This window comes from Promicromonospora noduliphila (assembly GCF_056951025.1).
Map to the genome: position 1 here is coordinate 4,660,884 of NZ_CM167806.1, position 13,963 is coordinate 4,674,846.

Sequence of the window (13,963 nt, forward strand, 5' to 3'; positions counted from 1 at the left end):
TACGGTTTGAGGGCGTGGCCCGCGATCGGGTAGTCTGTCGAAGTTGCCTGGCCCGCCGAGAAGCATCGAGTGCTCTGCGGCGTCCGGGCGCCCCTTTCGACCATCCATCACGTCGTGCTGTCGTTCCTGCACAGGCGTGCACGACATTCAGGAGACACCGTGGCTGCCAACTGCGACGTCTGCGGCAAGGGCCCGGGCTTCGGGCACAGCGTTTCGCACTCTCACATCCGCACCAAGCGCCGCTGGAACCCGAACATCCAGCGCGTCCGCGCGATCGTGAACGGGACTCCCCAGCGCGTCAACGTGTGCACCTCCTGCCTCAAGGCCGGCAAGGTCACGCGCAAGGTCTCGGCCTGACGCTGCCGCAGCCGGGTCGCTGACGCGATCCGCACGTGTTCGACGACGACGCCCGCCAGGGTCATCCTGGCGGGCGTCTCGGCGTTCCCGTAACCTTCAATCACGGCCAAAGAGGTGGTTGCGCCCAGCACCACGGGGTGAAAAGGTGAGGTCATGATGGCACCGGAAGACGTGACCATCCGCCCAGCAACGACGACCGACGCCGAGGCTATCGCCCGTGTCGACATCGCCTCCTGGCGTGGTGCTTACTCAGAGATCCTGCCCGATTCCTACCTCGCATCGCTCGAGGTCGCCGAGCGGGCCAGCCTCTGGCGCGCCGCCGTGACCACCCGTGGCACCACCGTGCTCGTCGCCGAGGACGAGGCAGGCACCGTCGGGTTCACCAGCGTGGGCCCGTCGCGCGACGAGGACGCCGAACCGGGCGACCTCGAGATCTACGCCATCTACCTGCACCCACGCGCCTGGGGCACCGGCGTCGCGCGCGACCTGATGCGCGCGGTGCTCGACGGCCTGGGCCCGGGCTCCGTCGTCACCCTGTGGATCCTCGAGGGCAACGAACGCGCCCAGCACTTCTACCGGCGGCACGGGTTCCAGCACGACGGCACCGAGCGGATCGACGAGATCGGCGGCCAGCCGCTCACTCAGCTCCGCTTCCGCAAGCGCTGAGGTCGGCTCCGCCCTCAGGCCCGGAAGTGGTCCCAGCCAGGGCCGACGGTGGGCTCCTGGCCGCCGATCGTGACAGCCGGTGCCGACCCGGTCTCGCCCGCTGCCAGCACCCGGCCGACGGCGGTCCAGCCCGCCGGTAGCGACGTCCCCGCCGGGAACGTGGCGAGCAGTCCGTGGTCCTCCCCACCGGCCCAGACCCACCGGCCGACCAGCCCGTCGATGTCCGATCTCCCCGGCCCCCACCCCGGGTCGCCCAGACCCGAGGCGGCCGCCACCGCCCGCGCCGCCGAGTGCAGCGCCTCGCGGTCGGCGGCGAACGCCCCGGCGTCGAGGTCGATCCGGACGCCGCTCGCGGCGGCGACCCGCCCGGCGTCCCGAAGGAGGCCGTCGGACAGGTCGATCATCGAGGTCGCCCCCGCCTCGGCCGCCGCGATGCCGGCGGCGAGCGGCGGGTCGGGCCGCAGGTACGCGGCGACGAGCCGCTCCCAGGCGTCCTCGAGCAGCACGCCGTCGGTCACCTCCAGCGGCGCCGAGGGCAGCGGCGTGCGCACCAGCCCCGCCTCCAGGAGAGCGAGCCCGGCGGCCGACCACCCGCGCACCCCGGCGTGCGCGACGACGTCGCCCGGCCGCGCGCCAGACCGCAGCACCGGTGCACGATCCTCCAGGTCGCCGTGCACGGTGACGCTCACCACCAGGCACGGACCGCCCGACAGGTCGCCGCCCACCGCGCCGGCGCCGACGGGCGCGCACCCGTCGGCCAGGCCCCTGGCCAGCCCCGTCACCCACTCCAGCTCGGTCTCGCCCGGTACAACGAGCGACGTCACCAGTGCTGTCGGCCGGGCACCCATCGCGGCGACGTCGGCGAGGTTCTGCGCGGCGGCGCGCCGTCCGACGTCGTACCCGGTGGACCAGCGGGTGCGGAAGTGGCGGTCCTCGACGAGCACGTCGGTCGAGACCACGAACCGGGCGTCGGGCGCGGCGAGAACCGCTGCGTCGTCGCCGGGGCCGAGCAGCGTGGCGCTCCCCCGGGGCAGCAGGGGGACTATACGTTCGAGGAGCTGCTCCTCGGAGAGGTCACGGACGCGGGTCACCGGTAGACCTTAAGCGCCCGACGTGCCCGGACGCGGCAGGCGGACCCGCGCGTACAGGTCACAGGCCAGCATCCGCCGCACCACCATCCAGGCCGCCGCCCTCCGCAGGCGGGTAACGTAGCTCCGTGCTTTCCGCCCGAGTCGTCACCCCCCTGGCCGCCGTCGTCCTCGCCGTCGTGGCGCTGAGCGGGTGCGCACGGACGATCGGGGTCGAGGTGGCGCCGCGCGCCGCCGACCCGAAGTGCGCGGAGGTCGTGCTCGCCGTACCGGACGAGCTCGGCCCCGACCTGCCGAAGGTGCCGACCAACGCCCAGGCCACGGCGGCGTGGGGCGAGCCGGGCGGCGCCGTCACGCTGCGCTGCGGCGTCGAGCAGGTCGGCCCCGCCGCCGACTGCCAGCACGTGGACTCCGGCGACGGGACCGCCGTCGACTGGATCGTCACCACCGACGACGAAGGCACCTGGTCGTTCGTCACCTACGGCCGCGAGCCCGCGGTCGAGGTGATCGTGCCCCCCGCCGTCACCGAGGACCACTCGACGTCGTTCATCGCCGATCTCGCCGACGCCGTGACCCAGGTCCCTGCCACGAAGGAGTGTCAGTGAGTTCCAGTCCATCCGCCCCGCCGGTGCAGTCCCGGCGGGAGCGGCTGCGCGACGAGCTGCGCCGCGAGGTGCTCGCGGCCGCCCGCCACCAGCTCGCCGGGCAGCACGGCCTGAGCAAGCTCACGATGGCCGCCGTCGCCAAGGAGGTCGGCGTCACGCCGCCCGCGCTGTACCGGCACTTCGAGAACCGGCAGGACGTCATCGCGCAGCTCTGCGTGCTGATCGTCCAGGAGGTGCTGGACATGCTCGCCGTCGCCGTGGCCCGGCAGGCGCCCGGCGACATCGCGGCGGCCCTCGCCGCCTCGACCCGGGCCTCGCTCGACTGGGCCGTCCGGAACCCGGCGGAGTTCGACCTGGTCATCGGCTCGGGCATCCGCTCGGAGCTCACCGACAGCCGCGCGCTCCAGCGCCGCATGGCCGAGATGGTCGGCAGCCACTACGTGCCGTTCTTCCGCGACCTCGCGGTCTCCGGCCTGGTCTACCCGGCCGACGACGAGCTCGACCCCGAGCTGGCCGACCAGGTACGCCGGTACCGCGACGCGGTGGGCGGGCAGGACCTGCCGCTCGGCGTCGCGCACCTCATGGTGACGAGCTGGCGGCAGGTCTACGGCCTGCAGTGCATGGCCGTGTACGGGCACCAGGAGTTCGCGTTCGGCGACCACGTGGCGCTGCACGAGGACCTGGTCTCGTCGCTGCTGCTGCGGTTCGGCCTGGACCCGCACCCGGTGGTGCGCTGACGCCGCGCACCAGGGCGGCGCACCCCGCCCCCACCTCGGACGGCGAAACCCTCAGCGCACCATCGACTCCTTGCCGGTCTCCATGGTGTGCAGCGCGTCGGCGTTCGTGATCACCTGGATGGTCCCGCTGTAGGTGATGTCCGAGTTCTTCATGGCCGCGCCGATCAGCACGGCCAGCGCCGCGAGGTGCCGGGAGTCGTGCGCGCAGATGCGGTGCACGTGCTGGGTGGCGGTGATCAGCTCCAGCGCGAAGACCGGGTACCGCCACAGGGGCTGCCAGAATCGCGTGCGCTGCCACAGCCGCGCGGCAGGCCACGCGAGCCCCGCGCAGGCCATGGCGACGGCGGCCTCCCACGGCACCTCCGCGCCCACCACCCGCAGCAGCAGCATGACGACGGCGATGATGGCGAACGGGTAGGCGACCTGGTTCACCCACGCCCCGATCGGCTGGGGCTTGGCCACGCCGACCACCTCGACCCGCATCACGTTGCTCAGGGCGAAGGTCGTGAGCCCGACCGTGAGCATCCCGTTGGCGACCCGTACCTCACGCACGGCGTACTTGTAGCGCGGCCCGCGCATCCTGCCTCCTCAGAGCCCCTGTCAGCCGGTCCGGGCAGGGGTGGTGAGAGGCAGGGTACAGGGATCAGCGCAGGCCGATGGGCCGCTCCAGCGCGAGCTGGATGAGCTCGTCGATCAGCTCCGTGTAGGTCATGCCGGACGCCTGCCACATGCGCGGATACATCGAGAACGGCGTGAAGCCCGGCATGGTGTTGATCTCGTTGACCACTACCTGGCCGCCCGGCGTCAGGAACACGTCCACCCGCGCCAGGCCCTCCGCGCCGATCGCCTCGAAGGTCCGCACGGCGATCTCCTGGATCTCCTGGGCGACCTGGTCCGGCAGGTCGGCCGGACAGGTGAGCTCCACCGCCGCCTCGTCGAAGTACTTGGCCTCGTAGTCGAAGAACTGCTTGGTCTCGTCGGTGACCACTATCTCGCCCGGCAGGGACGCGCGCGGGCGCCCGCCGTCGCGGCCGCCCAGCACCGCGCACTCGATCTCCCGGCCCACGACGGCGGCCTCGACGAGCACCTTGGGGTCGTACCTGCGCGCCTCCGCGACGGCGGCGGGCAGGTCGTCCAGCGTGTCCACCCGGGAGACACCGAGCGACGACCCGGCCCGGGCCGGCTTGACGAACAGCGGCAGGCCGAGCGGTTCGAGCGTCTGCAGGACGACGTCGCGGCGGCTGTCCCAGTCCCCCGGCTTGATCACGGCGTACCGGCCGATCGGCAGGCCCTGCCCGGCGAACACCAGCTTCATGAAGTGCTTGTCCATGCCGACGGCGGAGGCCAGCACGCCGGACCCCACGTACCGCGCGTCGGCCAGCTCGAGCAGACCCTGGACGGTCCCGTCCTCGCCGTACGGCCCGTGCAGCAGGGGGAAGACGACGTCGACGTCGCCCAGCACCGACGGCACCCGGCCCGGCTCCACGACACGCAGCCCGGTGTCACCGACGATCAGCGGGAGCACCACCTCGCCGTCGGACGCCGGGACCTCGGGGGCCTTGCCGTCGGTGATGGCCCAGCGCTCGGGCTCGTCGGCGGCGAGCACCCACTGCCCGTTCGCGGTGATGCCCACCGGCACGACGTCGTACTTGGAGCGGTCGATGGCCCCCAGCACGCCGCCCGCCGTGGCGACGGAGATCCCGTGCTCGCCCGAGCGGCCGCCGAACAGGACCACCACGCGCGGCTTGCCGGCTGGTTCGGTGTGTGACATCCCGCTCGACCCTACCGGACCGCCTTCAGGTCCTTGCGCAGGATCTTCCCCGACGCCGACTTGGGCACGGCCTCGATGAACTCCACCGCGCGCACCTTCTTGTACGGGGCCACCTGCTCGGCGACGAACGCGATCACGTCGGCCTCGGTCAGCCCCTGGTCGGCGACCGGGACGACGAACGCCTTCGGGATCTCGCCCGCTTCCTCGTCTGGCACGCCGATCACCGCGACGTCCGCGATCTTGTGGTGGGACAGCAGGAGCGCCTCCAGCTCGGCCGGCGGCACCTGGTAGCCCTTGTACTTGATGAGCTCCTTGAGCCGGTCGACCACCTGGAACACGCCGTCGGCGTCGACCGTGACGATGTCGCCGGTGTGCAGGAACCCGTCCGGTTCGAGCGTCTCCGCCGTCGCCTGGGGGTTGCCGAGGTAGCCGACCATGACGTTCGGCCCGCGGCAGAGCAGCTCGCCCGGCCGGGAGACGCCCTCGTCGGGCTGCTCGATGTCCTCGCCGGTCAGGGGGTCGACGATCCGGGCCTCCATGTTGGCCACGAGCAGGCCGACGCTGCCGGCGGAGATGTCCGTGCGGCCGAACGGGATGCAGTGCGAGACCGGTGACATCTCGGTCATGCCGTAGCCCTGCAGCACCCGCACGCCGTCGCCCAGCCGCGCGCGGACCGCCGCGGCGAGCTTCTCGTCGAACGGTGCGGCGCCCGACAGGAGGGCCCGCACGGTCGACAGGTCGTACGAGTCCACCAGCGGGTGCTTCGCCAGGGCGAGCGCGATCGGCGGCGCCACGAACAGGAAGGTCGCCCGGTGCTGCTGGATCACGCCCAGGTACTGGGCCAGGTCGAACCGGGGCAGCGTCACGAGCCTCGCCCGGGTGCGCAGGGCCAGGTTGAGCAGCACGGTCATGCCGTAGATGTGGAAGAACGGCAGCACGCACGGCACCACGTCGTCCGGCCCCACGCCGATGGCGAGGGACTGGACCACGTTCGCCACCAGGTTGGTGTGCGTGAGCATGACGCCCTTGGGGCGGCCCGTGGTGCCCGACGAGTAGGGCAGCACCGCGAGGTGCGTCGCCGGGTCGAACGAGACGTCGGGGGCCGGGTGCGGGTCGGCCAGCAGGTCGGCGAGGGAGGTGTGGTCGGCGGTGCCGCCGTCGAGCACGATGATCTGCTCGTCCGCCAGTCCCGCGCCCTTCGCCCCGGCCTCGCCCGCCGCGAGCAGCGGCGACACAGTGATCATCAGGCGCGCGCCCGAGTCCACGAGCTGCCTCGTGATCTCCGGGCCCGGCGACAGGGCGTTGACGGTGGTGACGGTGACCCCGGCACGCAGCAGGCCGTGGAACACCGTCACGTAGGCGGGCACGTTCGGGGCGTGCAGCGCGACGACGTCGCCCACCCCGAACCCGCGCGCCGCCACGGCGCCGGCCACGGCGTCGATCTGCGCAAGCAGGGAGCGGAACGTCGTCTCGGCCCCGCTCGGGCCGTCGACCACCGCAACCCGGTCCAGCTCGTCGTCGGTGAGATCGCCGAACAAGTACTCGTAGACGCTGACGGACGGGATCTCCACGTCGGGCAGCGGGCTCCGGACAACCATCGTTGGTCTCCCTTGCTTCTCGTTCGGTGCGCCGGACCGCCGTCGGCCCGGCGCGCGGACATGGTGGCAGCAGGCCGCCCGTCAGGCGCGGAAGGCCGCGAGCAGGACCGGCACCAGCCGGCCCCACGACGGCGCCGCCGCGTAGCGGGTGAGCTGCCTGCCGGTGTCGGTGCCGCTGCGGGAGCCGCTGAACCACGGCGGCTTCGGGAAGAGCGACAGCTCGCCGTGCAGCACGCTACGCGGGAACGGGCGGAACGGCCCGGTCACGACGCTGCGCTCGGGCCCGGACAGCAGGTGCCCGTTGTGCACCACGCCGATCCCCGACTCGACGTCGGCCGGCGTGTGCCCGGGGAAGGCGCCCCACGTGGCGCCAGCGAGCTGGAAGCCGACGCCTGTCCACGCGTTGATCGCGATGGTGCCGTAGCGCAGATCGGCGATCGCGCCGTCGAACGCGGCGCCCATCGCCCTGCGGTCCTTGGGCCGCACCACCACGTTGGCGCCCAGCGTGCCGTACAGCGAGTCGTTCGCGAAGCCGACGGCGGCCCGCAGGAACTCGGCGCCCTGGCCGGGGAGCTGCGTCCAGGCCAGGACGGGCGCGAAGTACTCGTCGGTGCACGCCGGGTCGCCCGCGGCGACCTCCATCAGGATCCGGCCGCCCACGTGCTCGGCGCCGGGGTGCGCGGCCTCTGCCCGCGCGACCTTGTCGGCGCTGCCGGGGTACCACGGGTCGCGCGCGGGCATCCGCTCCAGCGCGCGGCGCAGCTCGGCGAGGAACGCGTCCTTCTGCGGCCAGTCCGCCGACAGCACGACCACCTGGCCCGCCACGCAGTTGTGGCCCGCGTTGTGCAGGCGCATGGAGACCAGGTGCTCGGCCTGGAACCGCAGGTCGGCGGCGCTCCACGCGCCGGGCACCACGATCATGGGCGCCACGCCGCCCAGCTCGCTCGTGATCGGCACCTTCAGCCTGGGGTCGTCCGCCGCCCGACGCCGCTCGGCCTCCTCGCCCGTGCCCCACACGATGACGTCGTGGGTGACGGCCGAGCCGGTGATGTGCACCTTGTCGATGCCGCTGTGCGCGGTGAGGTAGGCGCCGACGGCGGCGCCGCCGTTGACGAACCGGACGGCGCCCACCTCGACCAGGGGCGCGAGCGCCTTGCGGTACACCTCGACCAGCCCGGCGAAGCTGGGGTTGAGCTTCACGAGGGACGTGCGGTTGTGCGCGACCAGCTCGTAGAAGGCGTCGAGCGGCGCGATGGACGAGATGTTGCCGGCGCCCAGCACCAGCCCCACGCCGCCGTACTCGCCGACCTTGCCCGCGCCGAGCCCCGCCTCTTCACGCACCTGCCGCTCCGGCACGCCCGGCGGCATCCAGACCTCGGCGCTGAAGCCGTTCAGGAGCACCCACTCCTTGGCGGTGCGCGGCAGCACCCGGACCGCCACGCGGCCGCCCGGGGCCGCGCCGAGCCTGAGCCCGTCGAGCGGCGACCCGCCCGCCGCGAGCGCCTCGTAGGACCGCGCGTAGGTCGCCGCGCTCTCCAGCGCGCCGTACGGCCCGGTCATCCACTCCTCGCCCGCGTACGGGGCGGACGGCGCGACGTGCTTGGCCTCGGCCGCCGCCGTCGCCCACTCCTGTGCCACCCGGGCGATGGACGCGTGGACCTCCCGGAACAGCGCCCCCCTGTCCGCGACGGGCATCTGCGCCCATCGCTCCGCGCCGACCTTGAGCTCCTCGACCGCCTGGTCGAGCTCGCGCTCCGTGGTGGCACGCGTGTCCGTCACGCTCATCGCTGTCTCCTTCGACCGCATCACGTTTCGCCGCTCGCTCCAGTCTCGTGCGAGACCCAGTCGCGGCGCCAGAGGTCCGCGACTTTACATCGCGACCTTGAGTGCACACCACCGTCGCCGCAGTTAGGCTGCCCGGTATGTCGGACATCGCTGCTGCCGGGCATCATGACCTACGCGATGCGCTCGACCTGCTGAGCGACCAGGTCGCCGACGCCATCCTGCACGCGGAGCCGGTCTACCGGGAGCGCCGGATCCCGGCCGCCGTCGTCCAGCCGCTGGTCCGGGCCAACGTCGCGGAGGTACTCGCGGACCTCGCCGGTGAGACCTCGTCGCTCGGGCCCGCCCAGGAGGCCGGCCGGATCACCGCGGCGGAGGGCCTACCGCTGGACCCGCTGCGGCACGCGTACCGGATGGCCGGGCTGTCCATCTGGGAAGAGCTCGCCCGGCGCCTGCGCGACCACGCCGACACCGGCGCGCTGCTGCACGCGTCCTCGCGGGTGTGGGCGGCCGTCGACCGGTCGTCGAACGCTGCGGTGCGGGCGCACGTCGAGGCCGCGGCGGGCATCGGCGAGGACACGGCCCGCACCGAGCTGCTGCGCGGGGTCCTCACCGGGGCCGTGCACGACCTGGAGACCGCGCGGCGCGCGCTCGGGCTGGCGGCCGGCGCGACGCTTGTGGTCGCCGTCTCGGCATCCGGCGCGCCTGCGGCGCCCGGGCTCGGCGCGGGCGACGGCGCCGTCGGCTCAGCCGATCCCGCCCAGGTCACCACGCTGGCGCACGAGGGCGACCGGCTGACCCTCATGACGGCGCCGACGTCCGACGACGTGCACCAGGCGCTCGCCGGCCTCGCCGCACACGCCCGGGTCGGCGTGAGCCGCCCGTTCACGAGCCTTGCCGACGCGCCGGCCGCCCTGGCCCAGGCGCGCACGGCGGTGCGCTACCTGGCACCGGGGCAGGCCGGGCTCGCCCGCTACGGCGACCGTCCGCTGGACGCCCTGCTGGCGGCCGACGGCGAACGCGCCACCGAGCTCGCCGAGGCCGTGCTCGGCGGGCTCAGGGACCGCGATCCCCGGGACGAGGAGCTGCTGCTCGGCACCATCGAGGCGTGGTTCGAGCACGGCGGGTCGGGCACCAGGGCGGCCGCTGCGCTGCACTGCCACCGGAACACCGTGCTGAACCGGCTGGCGCGGGTGGCCGACCTGACCGGCCGCGACATCAACGACCCGCGTGCCGCCGCCGAGCTGTACGCCGCCGTCCGCGCCCGCCGCCTCTACCCGCCGCCGCCGTCCGCCGCGGCGCCCGCGCCCCGCCCCGCCGTCGTACCCGCGGCCCTACCCACGACAAATCGCCCCCAACGGGACCCCGCAGCGGGTTAATCTCGTGGCGTGACCGACCTCCTGTCCGACGAGCTCCTGGCCGGGCTGCGCGAGCGCGCCGCCGACTACGACCGCGACAACGCCTTCTTCGCCGAGGACCTGGCCGACCTCCAGGCCGCCGGCTACCTCGGCGCGATGGTCCCGACCGCCTTCGGCGGCGCAGGGCTCACGCTGCGCGAGACCGCTCACGCGCAGGCCCGGCTGGCCGCGCACGCACCGGCCACCGCGCTGGCGGTCAACATGCACCACGTGTGGGTCGGCGTGGGCCGCTACCTGCACGAACGCGGCGACTCGTCGCTGGACTGGCTGCTGTCCGAGGCGGCGTCGGGCGAGGTGTTCGGCTTCGGCTACTCCGAGCCGGGCAACGACCTCGTGCTGCTCGGCTCGCGCACCGAGGCGCGGCCCGACGGTGACGGCGGGTACACGTTCCACGGCCGCAAGATCTTCACGTCCAACTCCCCCGCGTGGACGCGGCTGGGCGTGCTGGGCCTCGACGCATCGCGCGGCGACGGCAACGAGCGGCTGGTGCACGCCTTCATCACGCGCGACGGCGGCGGGTTCGAGATCCTCGACGACTGGGACACGATCGGCATGCGCGCCTCCCAGTCCCGGTCGACGGCGCTCGCCGGCGCCCACGCCCCGGCCGACCGGGTGCTGCGCCTGCTGCCGCCCGGGCCGTCGCTCGACCCCTACGTCCTCGGCATCTTCACGTCGTTCGAGGTGCTGCTCGCCGCGGTCTACGCGGGGATAGCGGACCGGGCCGTCGAGCTCGCGGTCGAGGCGGCGCAGAAGCGCACGTCGATGAAGACCGGCAAGGCGCACTCCCAGGACCCCGACGTCCGGCGTCGCATCGCCGACATGCTGCTGGCCCAGGACAGCGTCTGGCTCCAGCTCGACGGGATCACGCGCGACCTCGACGCCTCGGCGTCCGACCCGACGCTGGACCGCGGCGCCGGCTGGTTCCGGGCCACCGCCGGGCTGAAGGTGCGCGTCACCGAGGCGGCGCGCGAGATCGTGGACCTGGCGGTCCGGGTCTCGGGCGGCTCGACGTACTTCAACCGGTCCGAGCTGGGCCGCCTCTACCGCGACGTGCTGGCGGGCATCTTCCACCCGTCGAGCGACGACGCGGCCCACGCTACGGTCGCGCAGTCGGTCCTGGGTCCGCTGGACTAGGGCCGGCTGCCGCAGACCCGGAGGATCAGGCCCGCAGGGCCTGGTCCAGGTCTGCCCAGAGATCCTCGACGTCCTCGATGCCGACCGACAGGCGGAGCAGGTCCTCGGGGACCGTCGTGGCCTCGGTGCCCCAGCGGCGGCGGCGTTCCAGCATGGACTCCACGCCGCCCAGGGACGTGGCGGGGAGCCACAGGCGGACGGCGGCGACGACGGCGTCGGCGCGCTCGACGGCGTCCGCTCCCGCCCCGGCGGCGTCCCGGGGCTTCGGGCGGACGCCGATGATCGCGCCGAACCCGTTCATCTGGGCCTTCGCCCGCTCGTGTCCCGGGTCGCCGGGCAGGGAGGGGTGCCGCACCTCTGCGACCTCCGGGTGGTCCGCGAGGCGGCGGGCGAGCTCGGCCGCGTTCGCCTGCGCACGCTCGAAGCGCAGCGCCAGGGTGCGCAGGCCCCGCAGGGCGAGCCACGCCTCGAAGGGCCCGGCGATGGCGCCGTGCAGCGTGCGGTGCCCGCGGAGGGCCGCGGCCAGCGCGCCGTCCCGCGTCACCAGCGCACCGAGGACGACGTCGGAGTGACCCGCCAGGTACTTGGTGACCGAGTGGAGCACGAGGTCCGCGCCGTGCTCCAGCGGCCGCTGGCCGAGCGGGGTCGCGAAGGTGTTGTCCACCGCGGACCGCACGTTCGCGGCGCGGGCGGCGCCCAGCACGGCCGGCAGGTCCGCGACCTCCAGCATCGGGTTGGTGGGCGACTCCACGAGCAGCAGGTCCGCGCCGTCGAGCGCCGCGACGACGGCCGCGGTGTCCGCGATGTCGACGTGGCGCAGGGTCACGCCGTGCCGCTCCCTGAGCTGGTCGGCGAGCACCATGCCCGCCTGGTAGGCGTGCCGCGGCAGCACGACCGTGCCGCCGTCGGGCACCAGGGAGAAGACGGCGGCGAGGGCCGCCATCCCGGACGAGAACAGGATCGCCTCGGCGGGCATTGCGCCGTCGGACGGCGCGCTGCCACCCGCCGCGCTGCCGCCTCCCGCACCGCCGTCCCGCGCGTCGCCACCCGCCGCGCTACCGCTCGGCGTATCACCGCCCGCACCGTGGCCTGCCATGTCGCTGCCCGCACCGCCCTCCAGCGCGGCGAGCGCCTCCTCGAACGGGTGCCAGGCGTCGTTGTCGCCCCGGGCGTACGAGAGCTCGTCCGGCGTGACGACGCCACGCGAGACGTACGTCGAGTTCATCGGGACCGACGGGTTGACGTGCCCGCCCTGGGCGCGCGCGGGGCGCCCGGCGGAGACGACGAGGGTGGCGGGTGCAAGGTCGGACGGCGCACGGTGCTCAGGGGTGGTGCTCATGGCGCGAGAATACGGCGGCCCAGCCACCGGCTCCCCGGCCGTCCGAAAGCGGCCACCCGGAGAGCCGTAGGGAACGGTCGCCCGGAAAGGACCGCGAGCCCTCAACCCTCAGGTCACCCAGCCGACTCACGCACCCGACACCTCCGGAATACCCTGCCGAACCCGGCGGATCACCAGCGACATCAGCGCGGCCCCGGCGCACAGGGCGCCCGCGCCGTACCAGACGGCGTCGTACGAGCCGGTGACGTCGCGCACCAGGCCGCCGGCGAACGCCACGATCCCGGCCCCCACCTGGTGCGAGGCCAGGACCCAGCCGAACACGATCGGCGCGTCCTCGCCGTAGAACTCGCGGCACAGGGCGAGGGTCGGCGGCACCGTGGCCACCCAGTCCAGCCCGTAGAACACGATGAAGAACACCATCGGCAGCTCAACGTGCGGGGCCATCAGCGACGGCAGGAACAGCAGCGCGATCCCGCGCAGCGTGTAGTAGACGCCCAGCAGCACGCGCGAGGAGTACCGGTCGGTGAGCCACCCGGACGCGATGGTGCCGACCACGTCGACGACGCCGATCACGGCGAGCAGGCCCGCCGCGACGGTGATCGGCATGCCGTGGTCGTGCGCGCCGGGTACGAAGTGCGTGCGGACCAGCCCGTTCGTCGTCGCGCCGCAGATCGCGAAGGCCCCGGCGAGCAGCCAGAACGGGCCCGTGCGGGCGGCGTCGAACAGCGCGGTGACGGCGCGCCGGGCCGCGCCCGGCGTCGGCGCGGGCTTGGGCACGTACGTACCGCCGTAGGGCGCGAGCCCCAGGTCGGCGGGGTGGTCGCGCAGCAGGAAGAGCACGAGCGGGATCGCCGCGAGCGAGGCGATGGCGACGGTGACCGACGCCGGGCGCCACCCCTGGTTCTCGACGATCCACGCGAGCAGCGGCAGGAACACGAGCTGGCCCGACGCCGTCGCCGCCGTCAGCACGCCGCTGACCAGGCCGCGCCGGGCCACGAACCAGCGGCCGGTGACGGTGGCCGTGAACGCGAGCGCCATGCTGCCGCTGCCCACGCCGACGAGCAGACCCCAGCCGAGCACGAACTGCCACGGCTCGGACATCCACACCGTCGCCAGCGCGCCGGCGGTGATCACCACCAGCGCGGCGGTGACCACCGGACGCATGCCGAACCGGTCCATGAGCGAGGCGGCGAACGGCGCCGTCAGCCCGTACAGCACGGACTGCAGGCCGACGGCGACGCCGATGGTGGCGCGCGACCAGCCGAGCTCGGCGTGCAGGGGGTCCACGAACAGGCCGGGGGCCGCGGTGAATGCGGCGGCGCACATGACGGTCACGAAGCTGACCAGGGCCACCCACCAGGCGGGGTGGATGCGGGGTGTCCGGGGAAGGCGGCCCGACGGCGGGGCCGAGGTGCCCTGGGCGTCGGGTAGCGGCGTGCTGGTGTGCGTCATACGCCCAGCCTGCTGG

Annotated in this window: 13 protein-coding genes; 6 read left to right on the forward strand and 7 right to left on the reverse strand. The window is 73.8% G+C overall.

Translation table 11 applies throughout. From position 1 onward, the window contains the following. Positions 1–159: 159 nt before the first annotated feature. Together rpmB and AC0QU1_RS20470 are read left to right on the forward strand one after the other, a co-directional pair. On the forward strand, positions 160–357 hold the full coding sequence (rpmB, locus tag AC0QU1_RS20465; RefSeq protein WP_483571974.1) for a 50S ribosomal protein L28: 198 nt from the start codon (positions 160–162) through the stop codon (positions 355–357). A 153-nt stretch (positions 358–510) separates the two neighbouring features. Beyond that, positions 511–1,023 (forward strand): GNAT family N-acetyltransferase, encoded by a 513-nt coding sequence (locus AC0QU1_RS20470; RefSeq protein WP_483571976.1) that lies wholly within the window; start codon positions 511–513, stop codon positions 1,021–1,023. 14 nt (positions 1,024–1,037) lie between these two features. Here the strand turns inward: AC0QU1_RS20470 and AC0QU1_RS20475 are convergent, their stop codons facing one another. Next, positions 1,038–2,114: a thiamine-phosphate kinase gene (locus AC0QU1_RS20475; protein WP_483571978.1), complete on the reverse strand. Its 1,077-nt coding sequence runs from the start codon at positions 2,112–2,114 to the stop codon at positions 1,038–1,040. 125 nt (positions 2,115–2,239) lie between these two features. On the opposite strand from AC0QU1_RS20475, the gene AC0QU1_RS20480 reads away from it, so the two are divergent. Next, entirely contained in the window at positions 2,240–2,716 is a 477-nt protein-coding gene (locus AC0QU1_RS20480; RefSeq protein ID WP_483571980.1) for a DUF3515 family protein, read from the forward strand. Continuing rightward, entirely contained in the window at positions 2,713–3,453 is a 741-nt protein-coding gene (locus tag AC0QU1_RS20485) for a TetR/AcrR family transcriptional regulator (protein ID WP_483571982.1), read from the forward strand. Before AC0QU1_RS20480 ends, AC0QU1_RS20485 begins: the two co-directional genes overlap by 4 nt. Positions 3,454–3,504: 51 nt before the next feature. Here AC0QU1_RS20485 and AC0QU1_RS20490 read toward each other — a convergent pair whose 3' ends face one another. The 4 genes from AC0QU1_RS20490 to AC0QU1_RS20505 all read right to left on the reverse strand — a co-directional run bounded on the left by AC0QU1_RS20490 (position 3,505) and on the right by AC0QU1_RS20505 (position 8,607). Continuing rightward, positions 3,505–4,032: a hypothetical protein gene (locus AC0QU1_RS20490; protein WP_483571984.1), complete on the reverse strand. Its 528-nt coding sequence runs from the start codon at positions 4,030–4,032 to the stop codon at positions 3,505–3,507. A 64-nt stretch (positions 4,033–4,096) separates the two neighbouring features. Continuing rightward, entirely contained in the window at positions 4,097–5,224 is a 1,128-nt protein-coding gene (locus AC0QU1_RS20495; protein ID WP_483571986.1) for a D-alanine--D-alanine ligase family protein, read from the reverse strand. Positions 5,225–5,235: 11 nt separating this feature from the next. Further along, a complete protein-coding gene (locus AC0QU1_RS20500) occupies positions 5,236–6,822 on the reverse strand; it encodes an AMP-binding protein (protein ID WP_483571988.1) in 1,587 nt (528 codons plus the stop codon). 81 nt (positions 6,823–6,903) lie between these two features. Then, positions 6,904–8,607, reverse strand: a complete 1,704-nt coding sequence (locus AC0QU1_RS20505) for an aldehyde dehydrogenase family protein (RefSeq protein WP_483571990.1) — start codon at positions 8,605–8,607, stop codon at positions 6,904–6,906. A gap of 137 nt (positions 8,608–8,744) precedes the next feature. Here AC0QU1_RS20505 and AC0QU1_RS20510 point away from each other — a divergent pair, with 137 nt between their 5' ends. Together AC0QU1_RS20510 and AC0QU1_RS20515 are read left to right on the forward strand one after the other, a co-directional pair. Continuing rightward, the gene (locus tag AC0QU1_RS20510) at positions 8,745–9,983 is read left to right on the forward strand and encodes a PucR family transcriptional regulator (RefSeq protein WP_483571992.1); all 1,239 of its coding nucleotides are present in this window, start codon (positions 8,745–8,747) and stop codon (positions 9,981–9,983) included. Positions 9,984–9,992: 9 nt separating this feature from the next. Beyond that, positions 9,993–11,156, forward strand: coding sequence for an acyl-CoA dehydrogenase family protein (locus AC0QU1_RS20515; protein ID WP_483571994.1), 1,164 nt, complete (start codon positions 9,993–9,995; stop codon positions 11,154–11,156). Between the two features lie 25 nt (positions 11,157–11,181). Here AC0QU1_RS20515 and AC0QU1_RS20520 read toward each other — a convergent pair whose 3' ends face one another. Together AC0QU1_RS20520 and AC0QU1_RS20525 are read right to left on the reverse strand one after the other, a co-directional pair. Next, entirely contained in the window at positions 11,182–12,495 is a 1,314-nt protein-coding gene (locus AC0QU1_RS20520) for a trans-sulfuration enzyme family protein (protein WP_483571996.1), read from the reverse strand. Positions 12,496–12,621: 126 nt separating this feature from the next. Beyond that, complete coding sequence (locus tag AC0QU1_RS20525) at positions 12,622–13,947, reverse strand: MFS transporter (protein ID WP_483571998.1); 1,326 nt, start codon at positions 13,945–13,947, stop codon at positions 12,622–12,624. Positions 13,948–13,963: the final 16 nt, after the last annotated feature.

Bases quoted from the DNA above. Each gene is read 5' to 3' on its own strand.
- AC0QU1_RS20470 (WP_483571976.1), top strand. From the start codon at position 511: ATGATGGCACCGGAAGACGTGACCATCCGCCCAGCAACGACGACCGAC.
- AC0QU1_RS20490 (WP_483571984.1), bottom strand. From the start codon at position 4,032: ATGCGCGGGCCGCGCTACAAGTACGCCGTGCGTGAGGTACGGGTCGCC.
- AC0QU1_RS20495 (WP_483571986.1), bottom strand. From the start codon at position 5,224: ATGTCACACACCGAACCAGCCGGCAAGCCGCGCGTGGTGGTCCTGTTC.
- AC0QU1_RS20500 (WP_483571988.1), bottom strand. From the start codon at position 6,822: ATGGTTGTCCGGAGCCCGCTGCCCGACGTGGAGATCCCGTCCGTCAGC.
- AC0QU1_RS20505 (WP_483571990.1), bottom strand. From the start codon at position 8,607: ATGAGCGTGACGGACACGCGTGCCACCACGGAGCGCGAGCTCGACCAG.
- AC0QU1_RS20510 (WP_483571992.1), top strand. From the start codon at position 8,745: ATGTCGGACATCGCTGCTGCCGGGCATCATGACCTACGCGATGCGCTC.
- AC0QU1_RS20520 (WP_483571996.1), bottom strand. From the start codon at position 12,495: ATGAGCACCACCCCTGAGCACCGTGCGCCGTCCGACCTTGCACCCGCC.
- AC0QU1_RS20525 (WP_483571998.1), bottom strand. From the start codon at position 13,947: ATGACGCACACCAGCACGCCGCTACCCGACGCCCAGGGCACCTCGGCC.